Origin of the sequence: Roseovarius sp. E0-M6, from assembly GCF_037083845.1 — a bacterium.
GTDB lineage: Bacteria > Pseudomonadota > Alphaproteobacteria > Rhodobacterales > Rhodobacteraceae > Roseovarius.
Map to the genome: position 1 here is coordinate 217,724 of NZ_JBAPLA010000004.1, position 13,894 is coordinate 231,617.

The 13,894-nt window shown below is 60.3% G+C and carries 13 protein-coding genes and 2 pseudogenes; 4 read left to right on the forward strand and 11 right to left on the reverse strand.

What is annotated here, in order from left to right; translation table 11 throughout:
- Positions 1-213 precede the first annotated feature (213 nt).
- Together acnA and V8359_RS12735 are read left to right on the forward strand one after the other, a co-directional pair.
- Positions 214-2,988: an aconitate hydratase AcnA gene (acnA, locus tag V8359_RS12730; RefSeq protein ID WP_336429317.1), complete on the forward strand. Its 2,775-nt coding sequence runs from the start codon at positions 214-216 to the stop codon at positions 2,986-2,988.
- Positions 2,989-3,197: 209 nt separating this feature from the next.
- The gene (locus tag V8359_RS12735) at positions 3,198-3,332 is read left to right on the forward strand and encodes a hypothetical protein (protein ID WP_336429318.1); all 135 of its coding nucleotides are present in this window, start codon (positions 3,198-3,200) and stop codon (positions 3,330-3,332) included.
- A 93-nt stretch (positions 3,333-3,425) separates the two neighbouring features.
- Here V8359_RS12735 and V8359_RS12740 read toward each other — a convergent pair whose 3' ends face one another.
- From V8359_RS12740 to V8359_RS12790, 11 genes and pseudogenes are all read right to left on the reverse strand, one after another.
- Entirely contained in the window at positions 3,426-3,965 is a 540-nt protein-coding gene (locus tag V8359_RS12740; RefSeq protein ID WP_336429319.1) for a DsbE family thiol:disulfide interchange protein, read from the reverse strand.
- Positions 3,958-4,116 (reverse strand): heme exporter protein CcmD, encoded by a 159-nt coding sequence (ccmD, locus tag V8359_RS12745; protein ID WP_336429320.1) that lies wholly within the window; start codon positions 4,114-4,116, stop codon positions 3,958-3,960. Before ccmD ends, V8359_RS12740 begins: the two co-directional genes overlap by 8 nt.
- Positions 4,113-4,844: a heme ABC transporter permease gene (locus V8359_RS12750; protein ID WP_336429321.1), complete on the reverse strand. Its 732-nt coding sequence runs from the start codon at positions 4,842-4,844 to the stop codon at positions 4,113-4,115. The genes ccmD and V8359_RS12750 overlap by 4 nt, the downstream gene beginning before the upstream one ends.
- A gap of 11 nt (positions 4,845-4,855) precedes the next feature.
- On the reverse strand, positions 4,856-5,512 hold the full coding sequence (gene ccmB / locus V8359_RS12755) for a heme exporter protein CcmB (RefSeq protein WP_336429322.1): 657 nt from the start codon (positions 5,510-5,512) through the stop codon (positions 4,856-4,858).
- On the reverse strand, positions 5,509-6,138 hold the full coding sequence (gene ccmA / locus V8359_RS12760) for a heme ABC exporter ATP-binding protein CcmA (protein ID WP_336429324.1): 630 nt from the start codon (positions 6,136-6,138) through the stop codon (positions 5,509-5,511). The genes ccmB and ccmA overlap by 4 nt, the downstream gene beginning before the upstream one ends.
- A 6-nt stretch (positions 6,139-6,144) precedes the next feature.
- On the reverse strand, positions 6,145-6,498 hold the full coding sequence (locus V8359_RS12765; protein WP_336429325.1) for an Mth938-like domain-containing protein: 354 nt from the start codon (positions 6,496-6,498) through the stop codon (positions 6,145-6,147).
- 26 nt (positions 6,499-6,524) lie between these two features.
- A complete protein-coding gene (locus tag V8359_RS12770; RefSeq protein ID WP_336429326.1) occupies positions 6,525-7,247 on the reverse strand; it encodes a sulfite exporter TauE/SafE family protein in 723 nt (240 codons plus the stop codon).
- Between the two features lie 22 nt (positions 7,248-7,269).
- A pseudogene (secF, locus tag V8359_RS12775) lies at positions 7,270-8,272 on the reverse strand (protein translocase subunit SecF).
- A 153-nt stretch (positions 8,273-8,425) separates the two neighbouring features.
- Positions 8,426-9,994: pseudogene (gene secD / locus V8359_RS12780) on the reverse strand (protein translocase subunit SecD); the annotation flags it as partial.
- Between the two features lie 66 nt (positions 9,995-10,060).
- Positions 10,061-10,348: a preprotein translocase subunit YajC gene (yajC, locus tag V8359_RS12785; protein ID WP_336429327.1), complete on the reverse strand. Its 288-nt coding sequence runs from the start codon at positions 10,346-10,348 to the stop codon at positions 10,061-10,063.
- 133 nt (positions 10,349-10,481) lie between these two features.
- Positions 10,482-11,360, reverse strand: a complete 879-nt coding sequence (locus V8359_RS12790) for an MBL fold metallo-hydrolase (RefSeq protein WP_336429328.1) — start codon at positions 11,358-11,360, stop codon at positions 10,482-10,484.
- A 203-nt stretch (positions 11,361-11,563) separates the two neighbouring features.
- On the opposite strand from V8359_RS12790, the gene V8359_RS12795 reads away from it, so the two are divergent.
- Positions 11,564-12,640, forward strand: a complete 1,077-nt coding sequence (locus V8359_RS12795) for a hypothetical protein (protein WP_336429329.1) — start codon at positions 11,564-11,566, stop codon at positions 12,638-12,640.
- 87 nt (positions 12,641-12,727) lie between these two features.
- Positions 12,728-13,873, forward strand: coding sequence for a hypothetical protein (locus tag V8359_RS12800; protein WP_336429330.1), 1,146 nt, complete (start codon positions 12,728-12,730; stop codon positions 13,871-13,873).
- Positions 13,874-13,894 lie beyond the last annotated feature (21 nt).

Genomic DNA, 13,894 nt, shown 5'->3' on the forward strand with positions numbered 1-13,894 from the left:
AAATCCTCCGTAAGGGGCTTCGCCCACCCTCATTACCTAGACATCGCATATGCCGGGCACCAATCACACCTGCGCGATGGCACTGTAACGCTCGAAGTTGCAATTTTCTGCATACTGTGGTATACAAAACCCGCCTTCTCCCTTGAACAAGGCCCCTAAATCAGTCAATACCAAAGCCAAGCCAGACCCATTTTCCAGCCGGGAGGAAAGCCAATGCCCATCACAGTAGGCCAAGATACAGCCAAGGCACGCAAGAGCCTGACTGTCGGGGAACAAACTGTTTCCTATTACTCCATCACCGCCGCTGAAACCGCCGGACTTGGTGATTTTTCGCGCCTGCCCGCCGTTCTCAAGGTTGTTCTGGAAAACATGCTGCGGTTCGAGGACGGCAAAACCGTCACGACCGATGACATCAAGGCATTTTCCGAATGGGCGGAAAAGGGTGGCAGGAACCCGCGCGAAATCGCCTATCGCCCGGCCCGCGTTCTCATGCAGGATTTCACCGGGGTTCCGGCCGTGGTGGACCTCGCCGCGATGCGCGATGGAATTCTCGAATTGGGCGGCGATGCTCAGCAGATCAACCCGCTCAACCCCGTGGACCTCGTGATCGACCACTCGGTGATGATCGACGAGTTTGGCAATCCCCGCGCGTTTCAGATGAACGTGGACCGTGAATATGAACGTAACATGGAGCGTTACCAGTTCCTCAAATGGGGTCAGGGTGCCTTCAACAATTTCCGCGTTGTGCCGCCGGGCACCGGCATCTGCCATCAGGTCAATCTTGAATACCTCGCCAAGACGGTTTGGACCGACAAGGATCAAAACGGCGAAGAGGTGGCCTATCCCGACACGCTCGTCGGCACCGACAGCCACACCACCATGATCAACGGCGCTGCCGTGCTTGGCTGGGGTGTTGGCGGAATCGAGGCCGAGGCAGCGATGCTGGGTCAACCGATCTCGATGCTTATCCCCGAAGTTGTGGGCTTTGAGCTGACCGGCAAGATGGTCGAAGGCACCACCGCCACCGACCTCGTGCTCAAGGTTGTCGAAATGCTCCGGGAAAAGGGCGTCGTGGGCAAATTCGTCGAATTCTACGGTGACGGGCTCGACAATCTGCCGCTAGCCGACCGTGCGACCATCGGCAACATGGCCCCCGAATACGGCGCGACCTGCGGCTTCTTCCCCATCGATCAGGAAACGCTTCGCTATCTCGAACTGACCGGCCGCGACAAGGATCGCATCGCTTTGGTCGAGGCATACGCCCGCGAAAACGGCATGTGGCGCGAGGAGAGCTATAAGCCGGTCTATTCAGACACGCTCGGCCTTGACATGAGCACTGTCGTCCCTGCGATCTCGGGGCCCAAGCGGCCGCAAGACCACATTGCACTTGATAGGGCTGCGGTCGAATTTCGTAAATATGTCAAAGGCTTCCGCGAATGTCGCGACACCTCGGAAAACTCCGAAGTGCGTTGGGAAGGCGAAGGCGGACAGCCCGAACCCCGCGACATTCCCGGCGATCAGGGTCATCATGCGCGTGGCTATGTCCTGACCGACGATCACAACTACCAAATGCATGACGGCTCGATCGTGATCGCCTCGATAACCTCGTGCACGAACACGTCGAACCCTTATGTGATGATCGGTGCGGGACTCGTGGCGCGTAAGGCACGCGAACTGGGCCTTGACCGCAAACCATGGGTCAAGACATCGCTCGCACCGGGCTCGCAGGTCGTGTCCGAATATCTCGAGGCCGCGGGCCTTCAGGAGGATCTCGACGCCATCGGGTTCAACCTCGTCGGCTATGGCTGCACCACCTGCATCGGCAATTCGGGACCGCTCGCGCCAGAAATCTCGAAGTGCATAAGCGACTACGACCTCATCGGTGTTTCCGTGCTTTCGGGCAACCGCAACTTCGAAGGCCGGATCAGCCCGGACGTCCGCGCCAACTATCTTGCCTCGCCGCCGCTCGTGGTCGCATATGCTCTGGTGGGCGACATGAATGTCGACATCACGACCGAGCCGCTGGGACAGGACAAGGACGGCAACGATGTTTTTCTCAAGGACATCTGGCCCGACACCAAAGAAATCGCGGACCTCGTCGAAAAGACTGTGACGCGCGAGGCATTCCAAGAGAAATATGCCGACGTCTTCAAGGGCGACGAAAAATGGCACACGGTCGAAACCTCCGAAGGCGAAACCTACGACTGGCCACCGCAATCGACCTATGTGCAGAACCCGCCATATTTTCAGGGCATGTCCAAAGATCCGGGCACAATCTCGAATATCGAGAACGCGCGGGTGCTGGCGCTTCTGGGCGACATGGTCACCACCGACCACATCTCTCCCGCAGGATCGTTCAAGGAAAGCACTCCGGCTGGTCAATACCTGATCGAACATCAGGTGCCCGTGCGTGAATTCAACTCCTACGGCTCGCGCCGGGGCAACCACGAAGTGATGATGCGCGGCACCTTCGCCAACATCCGCATCAAGAACGAGATGCTGGACGGTGTCGAGGGCGGCTATACAAAGGGTCCCGATGGCGAACAGACCTCGATCTATGACGCCGCAATCGCCTATCAGGAGCAAGGCAAGCCTCTCGTGATCTTCGCGGGCGAACAATACGGTGCGGGCTCAAGCCGCGACTGGGCGGCCAAGGGCACCGCGCTTTTGGGTGTCCGTGCCGTCATCGCCGAGGATTTTGAGCGCATTCACCGCTCGAACCTTGTCGGGATGGGGGTGATCCCGTTTGAATTCACCGGCGGCGACACGCGTAAATCGCTGGGTCTAACAGGCGACGAAGAGGTCACGATCGAAGGTCTCAAAGACATCACGCCGCAGCAGGACACACCCTGCAAGATCAAGATGGCCGATGGCACGGTCAAGGAAATCACTCTCAAGTGCCGCATCGATACCGCCATCGAGATCGAATATATCGAACATGGCGGCGTGCTTCATTATGTGCTGCGCAACCTTGCGAAATCCGCCTGACCGGGTGTCGAACCCAACATCAAGGCCCCGGCGTAACCCACCGGGGTCTTTTGGTTTTCGCCACTTTAGGCGGCACTTCGCCAATCGCGCATAGCGATGATCGGATTTCCGCCGATCTCACCGCTCTTGCGGCGCGGGTCGGGTTTTCCACACTTCCCAAATCAACCGGCAGGGCGCATCTGATGTCATAGAATGTCGGAGGATTTTTCATGCGTGGTATTTTGATTGCCGTTCAGGCCGGTCTGCTCACCTTGCTGGCCGTGATGGGCGCCTATGGCGATGGCGAAGCCAAGGCGATCTGCCCTGCCGCCGAAATTGTGCACGATGAGCATTGTGACTCGTGAAAGGTCAAGCGGTCTGCTTGATTATGTGGGTAAAACTCCAGTTGATGTTGAGTAAGTGAAAGTTGCTTAAAGCCTTTCGCGGAACGCTGTAGCTTACTCCCCCAGCGCTTTCTCAAGTTCCGGCTTGAACCTCTGCTCATAATCGCTCCCGATCAACGGGCCGGCATACCGGAACAGAATCGTGCCATCACCGTCCACGATGAAGGTTTCGGGCGGCGCCGTCACACCCCAGTCAAGCGCGGTCCGTCCCTTGGGGTCGAACGCATTGGCAAAGAACGGGTCGCCCTCTTCAACAAGATAGCCGGTCGCTTGATCCACCGTATCCTTGAAATTCACCCCGGCCACACGCAGCCCTTCATCGCTCATCGCCTGAAGCGTGGGATGCTCGGCCCGACATGGCGGGCACCAGCTTGCCCAGAAATTCACCATCGTCACCTCGCCGGTGCGCAAATCCGCATCACGAAGCGTCGTGCGTCCCGGCAAACCAGCCTCGGGCAAGGCCGGCGCGGGTTTCCCGATCAGGACCGACCGGTGCGCCTGCGGGTTGTCGCGCTGCATGCCGACATAAAACAGAACCGCAATCGCCAGAAAAATGAGCGGTGGCGCGATCATCAGCGGTGACACCTTAGCCATCCTTGCGTCTCCTTGCTTCAACCTCGTTCAAGGCGTCACGCACCTTGCGCGCCCGTCTAAGGCTTAGCCCCACAAGCACGGCGATCAGCGCCAAAGACGCCACGTAAGAGGCCAGCACCTCAAGTGCGTATTTCCCCAGATCAGGCATCATCTCATCCGCTCCCGCGCCAACAGAACGCGCATTCGTCGGGCCCTGATTTCCGTCACGGTCCGCAACAGCACGAGCGCCACGAACAGCAACACGAAACCAGCGATACAGACCAGAAGCGGAAGATAGAACACGTCCGCGACGTTCTCCTCCTTATCAAGGCTCAGCGACGCGCCCTGATGCAGGCCCTGATTCCAGAAATTCACCGCATAGCGGCTCAGCACGGCAAACACCGATCCGACAAGGCACAGGATACTGGTCAGGTCGGCGGCGGTGTCGTCATCCTCGATCGCCTCCCAAAGGGCGATATAACCAAGATAGAACAGGAAAAGAATGAGAAACGCGGTCAGCCGCGGATCCCACGCCCACCAAGTGCCCCACATCGGCTGACCCCAGATCGCGCCCGTCACGAGACCGATCACCGTCATCACCGCGCCGATGGGCGCCGCTGCGCGCGCCGCCAGCGCGCTTACATGATGGCGGCGAATGATCCAGATGAGAGAGGCGACAAGCATCATGAACCACGCACTGATGGCCATCATCGCACTGGGCACATGCAGATAGATGATCTTGACCGTCGCCCCGAAACGCGCCGCATCGGGCGTGAGGAAATAGCCCCAGAAAAGGCCAACGACGAGACACAGAAGCGCACCACCCCCAACCCATGGCAAAAACCGTTCGGCAGTGGCGATGAACTTTCGCGGATTGGCATATTCCCAGAGCGAATTCATGGGCTCACTCCTCATCTCAGGTTGACCCGTAATACCGCAGCCGAGGCAAAGGGTAAAAGAGCGATTGCGCCGCAGGTGATCCCCGCCAGCATCAGAAGCGGTGTGAGCATGTCGCCACCGCTCGCCGCGCGCCGCACCAACTCGGTGCCGAAGATCAGTGTCGGCACATAAAGCGGCAGGACAAGCAGGCTCAGAAGAAGGCCGCCGCGCCGTAACCCAACCGTAAGCGCCGCCCCGAATGTCCCGATCACAGAGAGCGCGGGCGAGCCCAGAAGAAGCGACAGGACAAGCGTGCCATAGGCCTCCGGCGCGAGGTTGAGCAACACCCCCAACACCGGCGCCACCAGAACCAGCGGCAGCCCCGTGGTCAGCCAATGGGCCAGCGCCTTCGCACTTACCGCCATCTCGAGCGGTAGCGGAGACGTCACCAACAGGTCGAGCGTTCCATCCTCCCAATCGAGCGCGAAAACACGGTCGAGCGACAAAAGGCAGGCCAGAAGCGCGCCAAGCCATAGGATGCCCGGCGCGATGGCTGCGTGCAGGTCGGCGCGCGGGCCAACGCCAAACGGCACAAGCATCACGACAATAAGAAAGAACGCGAGCCCGAGCCCAAAGCCACCCCCCGCTCGCACCGCGAGCCGCAGATCACGGATCAGCAGGGCCTTCACAGAAAGGCCTCGTCGAAATCATCATGTGCGGGCGCACGGGCCCGAAACGTGCTCAGGTCCATCTCTGCCACACCGTCGAGCCCCAAGGCGATATGCGTCGCCATCACCGCGCCGCCGCCAACCGCCAGATGCGCGCGCACCGCAGCGGCGAACATTCCGACCGCGCCGGTATCGAGCGATACGGTCGGTTCATCCAGCAACCAGAGCTTTCGACCGCTCACCAAAAGCCGCGCAAGGCCAAGCCGCCGCGTCTGCCCGGCCGAGAGCGTCCCGGCCAGCCGGTCACGCAAACCGGTCAGATCGAACGCTGCCAGCGCCGCAGAAATATCTTTGGTTCCAAAGACATCAGCCCAAAAGCCAAGATTCTCCGCCACGCTCAGCGTGGCTTTCACCCCGTCCTTGTGGCCCGTCAGAACGGCGCTATCCGGCTCAAGCTCCACGTTGCCCTCGCGTGGCGGCTGAACCCCGGCAAGAGCGCGAAGAAGCGTCGTCTTGCCCACCCCGTTCGGCCCGCGCAAAACCACGGCCTCGCCCGGCGCCACACTCATCGTCACCCCTTCGAGTACGTCCACGCCGCCCCGCGCCACGCGCAGGTTCCGTACCGATAACAAGGGCGCGCGCGCCATGATCACCTAGACCGGGATGAGCGCTGCGGCAACGCGGCGCCCTTCCGACAAAAGCACGTTGAACGTCCGGCACGCCGCATCCGACGCCATGATCTCAACACCAAGACCCTTCTCCTCAAGCTCTCGGCGAAGGCCCGATGGTAGAGGCGCTATCTCGACGCCCGTACCGAAAAAGATCACATCGACCTGTCCGGCAAGCGCCTCAAGCGGAGCTTGATCTTGGTATCCGCTCCAGCCTCTCGCGCCTGTCTCGGTAACGATCACCGGCCCCTCGAAGACTTGGCCTCCCACGCGGAAAAAGCCGGGCCCATAGCCGTCAATCGGCGTGGCGCTGCTGAATTCTATCTCGTTGAGCTGCATGGCGGTCCCCTCTCGTCCTGTCGTGATCACTGCCAGATGGGCAATCCGCTCACCACCGAAAGCCCGATCAGTGCGAAGGCAAGAAAGCGATAGCTTCTCTCGCGCTTGGGATCAAATAACGACTGACCGATCATCGTGGTGATGAAATAGGGCACCGCCAGCACAATGGCGAGCCAGATGATCCGTGTCTCAATGCTCCCGCTGAGGAAAAGGTTGCCGACGATCACCACGTCAAGCGCGGCAAGAAACAGGATGGTATTGGCCCGCACCGATTGAACCAACGCTTGGCCAGCAAGGTAAAAGAGGATCACCACAGGCCCGGTCAGTCCGGTCATCCCGCCGACAAGGCCCGCCGCGGCACCGATCATCAAAATGCCCGGCACATTGATCCGCGCCGTATAGCGCCAGCCCGACACGAGCGCGGCAAGCGTGGCTGCGGCGATGCAGGCCACGGTCCAGCGCACCGTCTGCACATCCATGATCTGCATGAGCCATAATCCCACCGGCACCAATGGCAGCGCCGCCAGCACCAGAATCCCGACCTCACCCCGGTCCGATTGCCGCCACGCGCGCGGCAACAGGGCTGCGGTGCTGGCGATGCCGGTCATCGTTATCGTGCCCACAACAGCCGCCGGCGGCAGAAACATGCCCGCGATCGGCACAAAGATGAGTGCGGTGCCAAACCCTGTGAACCCGCGCACAACCCCAGCAATCGACATCGTGGCGATCAGCCACCAGATTCCGGGCATCTGGAAGGTCTGTATAAGCCCCTCAGGCATCCACGTTGGCAAACTGCGTGCCCGCGTTGGCGTCGGGCTTGGACCAGTCCCGTTTGACCCCCAGCCACAAGAGCACCGTCGAAGCCACGAACACCGACGAATAGGTGCCCACGATCACGCCCCAGATCATCGCGAAGACAAAGCCACGGATCACGTCGCCACCCAGTGCGAACAGTGCCAGCAGTGCCAGAAGCGTCGTAACAGAGGTCATGACAGTGCGGCTCAGTGTTTCGTTGATCGAGATATTGAGGATCTCGCTCAGCGGCTTCTTCTTGTATTTGCGCAGGTTTTCGCGAACCCGGTCAAAGACCACGACCGTATCGTTCAGCGAGTAACCGACGATGGTCAGCAAGGCCGCGATAATGGCCAGATCGAACTGAATCTGAAGCTCCGAGAAAATCCCTATGGTCAACACCACGTCATGCACGAGCGCGGCCACGGCCCCGAGCGCGAACTGCCATTCAAAGCGCAGCCAGATATAGACAAGCACCGCACCGATGGCCAAGANCGTCATGCACGAGCGCGGCCACGGCCCCGAGCGCGAACTGCCATTCAAAGCGCAGCCAGATATAGACAAGCACCGCACCGATGGCCAAGAGAACCGCGATTGCCGCCGTGGTGATCAACTCACCCGAGACCTTGGGTCCGACGCTTTCGACCGAGGTGAAATTGATATCCGGCACCGCCTCCTGCAACGCCGCCTCGACCGAGGCCACGACATCCGCGCTCACGCTTTCTTCGCCCTCCTGGGCCTGGATGCGAATCATCGCGACGTTCTGGTCGGGCCCGAATGTCGGGTCGAACACCTCGGTGATCGTCACATCCCCGAGTTCCAGCGGCTGGATCGCATCACGGTATTCGCCGATATCGACAGGTTGCGCGCTTTCTGTGCGGATCGTTGTCCCGCCCTTGAAGTCGATGCCGAAATTCAGCCCCTGAAGCATGAAGGACCCGGCCGCAAGAACGATAAGAAGCCCCGAAATCCCAAGCCACATCTTCCAACGGCGAAAGAAATCCCATGCCGTATCTTTGGCCACAAGGCGGAGCGAACGGCCCTGAAAGAGCGTCTTGGGCCGTTTACGCTCGAACCAGATGATAATCAGCAGACGGGTGACAAAGATCGCGGTAAAGACCGATGTGATGATCCCAAGGCCCAGCGTGATCGCGAAGCCCCGCACCGGACCTGACCCCATGGCGAAAAGGATCACGGCGGTGATGAGCGTGGTGATGTTGGCATCCACGATCGCACTCAGCGCCTTTTCATAGCCCAACTCGATCGCGCGCGCCGGGCCCTTGGCGGTTTTCGCCTCTTCACGAATACGCTCAAAGACAAGGACATTGGCATCCACCGCCATCCCGATGGTCAGAACGATCCCCGCGATCCCCGGCAATGTCAGTGTCGCGCCGATCATGCTCAATAGGCCGAATATCAGCCCCACATTGATGATGAGCGCAATATTCGCAAAAAGCCCGAAGGTGCCGTAACTCGCCCACATGAACGCGAGCACAAGGACAAAAGCCACGATACAGGCGATCTGCCCCGCCTCGATGCTGTCGGCGCCCAATTCCGGGCCGATGGTGCGCTCTTCAAGAAAATCGAGCCCCGCAGGCAGGGCACCGGCCCGTAGAAGAACGGCAAGGTTGGTCGATTCCTCGACCGTGAAACGGCCCGTGATAATGCCCGACCCACCCGGAATATGGCTCTGGATCACCGGCGCGCTGATCACCTCGTTATCCAGAACGATGGCAAAGGGGTTGCCGATATTCTCTGCGGTGTAATCACCGAACTTGCGCGCGCCCGTGGGATTGAACCGGAACGACACCGCAGGTCGGCCGTTCTGATCGAAATCCGGCTGCGCATCGACCAGTTCATCGCCGGTCACGACCGGCGCGCGCTCAAGGATGTAATACGTGCCCTCTTCGTCGAGCGAGGGCAGGATTTCGTTGCCCGCGCCGGGCCGTTCATCCGGGTCCGAGGTTCGGCTCACAACCGGCTGAAAGGTCAACTGCGCGGTGGTTCCGATCAAGTCCTTCAACTCGGCCGCGCTGCCGATGCCCGGCACCTGAATCAGGATGCGGTCCGAGCCTTGGCGCTGAATCGTCGGCTCTCGCGTGCCCACCTCGTCGATCCGGCGGCGAATGATTTCAAGCGCTTGGCGCACCGTGCGTTCGTCTGTGGCGCGCTGTTCGGCTTCGCTCAGACGGACAATTACACTGTCGCCTTCGGTCGTGACCTCTATATCGCTTGATCCGGCGCCGGAAAGCGATGTGACCGGTCGCGCCAGTCCGCGCACGATCTGGGCCGCCTGTCCCACCGCGTCTGGATTTTCGACCAACCGCACCACAAGGCTGTCGCCGGTCTCGCGCTGCAATCGGATCGGACCGACCTCGTCACGGTTTTCCCGAAGCAGGTTGCGCACTTCGGGCCACATCCCCTCAAGCCGCGCCTCATAGACCTCTTCGACCTTGACCTCGACAAGAAGATGCGCCCCGCCCCTAAGGTCGAGACCCAGATTGACCAACCCCGAGGGAAGCCAATCGGGCCACTGCCCAAGCGCATCGGCAACTTGCGCCGGGGCGGTGCCTTGCTCAACGCTCTTGACCGCGTCGTTATGTGTCTCGACGCGGCTGTAGAACGCGTTGGGCGCCGCGAGCAAAAGCCCCAGAGCCACCACGCCCCAGATGAGAACTCGTTTCCACAGGTCGATCTTCAGCATGTCTTGGGGCTTTCCGGCAGGGGCGTGTAAAGCAGGGTCGAGTCAAAACGTGGTCAAGCGGCCAAATTAGCCTTCCGCAGGCTCTGTCTTGGAGCGGACCTCGGCAATCGTGTGGCGGACCACCCGCACCTTGACGCCTTGGGCCACTTCGATCTCAAGCTCGCCTTCCTGCACGCGTGTCACCTTGCCGATCATGCCGCCTTGGGTGACGACACGGTCGCCCTTGCGCAGGGCTTCGACCATTGCGCGATGTTCTTTCATCTTTTTCTGCTGTGGCCGGATCAGCAGGAAATACATGATCGCGAAGATCAGGATGAGGGGTAGAAACTGGGCCAGTGCGTTGCCGCCTTCCATGGGAATGCTCCTTGTCCGATGGGGGCGTTAACGCCCGCGAAATTCCGGGCGAACCTATGGGCGCGCGGCTATATTTGCAAGGCGCTATGACCCGCCTTGCCCGACTATCCGGTCGCACCCCCCGTGCAAAGGCTCAAAGCTTGTTCACAGGCACCTTGAGGACCATGTCGCCCCTTGCGTCCGTGGGCACTTCGCCGCCGCGCATATTGACCTGAAGCGACGGTATGATGAGCTTGGGCATGGCAAGCGTGGCATCACGCGCCTCGCGCATCTCGATGAACTCTGCACGGCTGCGGCCATTGCCCACATGGATGTTATGCGCGCGCTCATCGGCCACTGTCGTCTCACAGGCGATATCGCGGCCATTCGGCCCGTAATCGTGGCACATGAAAAGCCGCATCTCATCAGGCAAAGACAGCACTCGCATAATCGAATCGTAAAGCTGCCCGGCATCGCCCCCCGGAAAATCCGCCCGCGCCGATCCGCCGTCGGGCATGAACAGGGTGTCCCCCACAAACGCGGCGTCCCCGATCACATGGGTCATGCAGGCAGGGGTATGGCCGGGGGTCGACATGACAAAGCCCGGCAAGGAGCCGATCGCATAGCTGTCGCCGTCCTTGAGAAGGCGGTCGAACTGGCTTCCGTCGCGCTGAAACTCGGTGCCCTCGTTGAACACTTTTCCGAAAGTGTCCTGCACGTCGATGATCCGCTCGCTGATCATGATCTCGCCGCCCAGCGCCTCCTGAATATAGGGCGCCGCCGACAGGTGGTCGGCATGCACATGGGTCTCGATCAACCAATCAAGCGTCAGCCCCGCTTCGCGGATATGCGCGATGATCCGGTCGGCGCCGTCAAAGGCAAGGCGACCGGCGGCATAGTCAAAATCAAGCACGCTATCGACCACGGCACAGGCCTGGCTTTCCGGGTCGCGCACGACATAGCTGAATGTGTTCGACCCTTCATCGAAAAAAGGCGTGGCATCCGGGTGGTGCTTCATGTCCGGGCTTTGCATGGGATGACCCTCTCCTGATCTGCGCGCTTTGAATATGCTAACCTCCAAAGTCGATCCGTCAAAGGGCCGGGGCCCTTTTTCTTTGACGCAAAGCAGCAAAACATTCCAACAGGCGTCAGATACGCATATATTGCTGCCAACATGAAAACATGCGGCGGCCATTATGATATCCGGTCCGGCGCCAAACAGGGACAGGAACATACATGGCCAATCTCGAAACACAGGTGAAGGAAAGCCAGGCGGAGGTCGCAGAGGCCCAGACCAAGATCGCCGAGATCACCAGCCGGATCGAATCCGCGCGCGCCAAGATCAAATCCGGCGAAGACGCGGCGCTCGACATCGAGAATGCCACGCTCGAGGACGTCCACGCCCATACCGAGGTGATGAACGCCAATATCGCCGAATTGATCATGGGCCTCGACGATGTGACCGCCGCCTTCTCGCGCGATTTCGACGAAATGCGCAACAAGACCGGTTGGGAAAGCTTCGTGGGCATCTTTTCCAGCGCCAAATCCGAATCGATGCGGCAGGACCGGATGCGCACCGCCAATATCGACGACAAGTTGCAGGACCTGATCGCCAAGTCGGACGTCATCACCCGGCTGCTCGACAGTCAGCTTGCCGTGCTCGAAGATCAGAAACAGAAGGTCGAGACCAACCTGACCGAAACCCTGGACGAACGCGAATTCACCGTTGGCGAACTCGAGAGCCTGCGCGAGGAAATCAAGGCGCTGGACCCCGAGATCATCAAGCTCGAAAATGCCATCGCAAACGAGACCGACGCGGCAAAGCGCACCAAACTGGAAACCGAACTGGCCGACCTCAACACCCGCTACAACGCGATGGTTCAGGACGAACAGGTCAAGCTGGCCAAATCCCAGACACTCGAGCGGTATATCGAAAAGGGCAAGACATGGGTCGATTCCCTTCAAAATCAGGCCGCCACCCAGATGGTCCTCATCAACAAGCTGCAAACCGACACCAAGCAGCGCGTGGTGCTCTATGACGCGCTTTCGAAATCGCTCAAGACCGCGCAACAACAGGACGTGGCCCACCGCATCAACGAAATCGGCGTGCAAACCGATCAGGAGGCGCAATCTGCCATGGCCGGCATCGGGGCTGCCACCAATCAGAAGATGGCCGACATGCTCGAGGCGCACGAAGATCACATGGTCTTTGCCCGCGACGTGCTTGAGGCCAAGGCCAAGGCCGACGAACGCTTTGCCCGCCGCTTCTCCGAGATCATCGAGAAACACGACAAGAACCTGTATGGGGCGTGAGGACACCTGCCCATCTCGGCGGTGGGCGGGGGAACATCTCGCACCCTGCGCAAGCCCGCGTCACAGACCAATCCCGATGAGGCCGGAATGAGCGAGTTTACCCAAGATCCCGCCGATGACCGCCTGACCCGAGATCATGTCGGTTTGTCCGACCTCTTCGCCTCACGCCGCTATTTTTCCAAGTTCGAACGCATCACCGGCCATCTGGGCCGCGTCGCCGCCGTGATGCACGCGGATGGCGCCCTCAACAAGCACGAGGTCGAGACACTGGCGGCTTACGTGCAAGGGCTCAGCTACACGTTCCGGGCGCTGTCGATGAAATATCTTCTGGTGGGTCGCGATGCCGGAAACCGGCTTGGAACGCTCAAGATGGATGCACAGGAAAGTGGGTTTCCGGTCTTCAACGAACTTCTGGTCATGGCAAATGACGCACAACAGGCCGCGCAACATCTTGAAAACATGCCATCCGCAGACAGCCTGAAGAAACAGATGATCGAAGAGATCATCGGGGCCCGCACGCTCCCCAGCCGCCTGCAATTCGCCCTCTCACAGCGGCTCTACTACGAGGAATTGGCCAAGGGTCAACTATTCTGGGCCTCGAACGACCCACGCGGCAAGGTGCTTGACACCACGCCGGGGCGGCTGCGCTACCTGCTTCACTGGGCGGTCTATGACAGTCAGGTGAACCTGCCGACGATCTACCTGATGGAGGTCGAAGATACAGGCGGTACCGCGCTTGGCCGTGACACGCGCCGCTGGCCCGAGGTGCAGGCGCATCTCATGGGGCAGGCGCTTGGCGGGCTCAAGCTTGTCACCATCGCGCGCGCCTTTGACCGCGCCTTCGATGACCTGCATCCCAAACGCTTGCGCCGGCTGCATGTCGGGCCGATGTATTCGCACACCTACACACGGCAATCCGGCCCAATCCGCGAAGTTCTGGCCGATGCCAACGCCCCCGAGGGTCAGGACTGGGCCCTCGCCTGGACCGACGAACTCCTCGAGAGCGAGCGGGTCGAGGAAGAGAAATCCGGCTGGTTCGGCACGGTCGAGCGCGAGATTTTCGCGCTTGATCCCTTTTCGGGCCGTGGTGCCGACACCGGGGCCACCCGGCAGGACCGCGCGATCATTCTGCCCGAACGCCCCTATCAGGTGCTGGCGGAAAAGACCCCGCCCGGCTTTGCCAGCGTGACGAAATATGTTGTTGGACCGACAGGCCGGGTGCTCAGATATTGAACCGCACCGGGCCAACGCCCG

What these genes read in the sequence shown, in the direction of transcription:
- acnA (WP_336429317.1), top strand. Translation starts at nt 214, where the DNA reads ATGCCCATCACAGTAGGCCAAGATACAGCCAAGGCACGCAAGAGCCTG.
- V8359_RS12735 (WP_336429318.1), top strand. Translation starts at nt 3,198, where the DNA reads ATGCGTGGTATTTTGATTGCCGTTCAGGCCGGTCTGCTCACCTTGCTG.
- V8359_RS12740 (WP_336429319.1), bottom strand. Translation starts at nt 3,965, where the DNA reads ATGGCTAAGGTGTCACCGCTGATGATCGCGCCACCGCTCATTTTTCTG.
- ccmD (WP_336429320.1), bottom strand. Translation starts at nt 4,116, where the DNA reads ATGATGCCTGATCTGGGGAAATACGCACTTGAGGTGCTGGCCTCTTAC.
- V8359_RS12750 (WP_336429321.1), bottom strand. Translation starts at nt 4,844, where the DNA reads ATGAATTCGCTCTGGGAATATGCCAATCCGCGAAAGTTCATCGCCACT.
- ccmA (WP_336429324.1), bottom strand. Translation starts at nt 6,138, where the DNA reads ATGGCGCGCGCGCCCTTGTTATCGGTACGGAACCTGCGCGTGGCGCGG.
- V8359_RS12765 (WP_336429325.1), bottom strand. Translation starts at nt 6,498, where the DNA reads ATGCAGCTCAACGAGATAGAATTCAGCAGCGCCACGCCGATTGACGGC.
- V8359_RS12770 (WP_336429326.1), bottom strand. Translation starts at nt 7,247, where the DNA reads ATGCCCGGAATCTGGTGGCTGATCGCCACGATGTCGATTGCTGGGGTT.
- yajC (WP_336429327.1), bottom strand. Translation starts at nt 10,348, where the DNA reads ATGGAAGGCGGCAACGCACTGGCCCAGTTTCTACCCCTCATCCTGATC.
- V8359_RS12790 (WP_336429328.1), bottom strand. Translation starts at nt 11,360, where the DNA reads ATGCAAAGCCCGGACATGAAGCACCACCCGGATGCCACGCCTTTTTTC.
- V8359_RS12795 (WP_336429329.1), top strand. Translation starts at nt 11,564, where the DNA reads ATGGCCAATCTCGAAACACAGGTGAAGGAAAGCCAGGCGGAGGTCGCA.
- V8359_RS12800 (WP_336429330.1), top strand. Translation starts at nt 12,728, where the DNA reads ATGAGCGAGTTTACCCAAGATCCCGCCGATGACCGCCTGACCCGAGAT.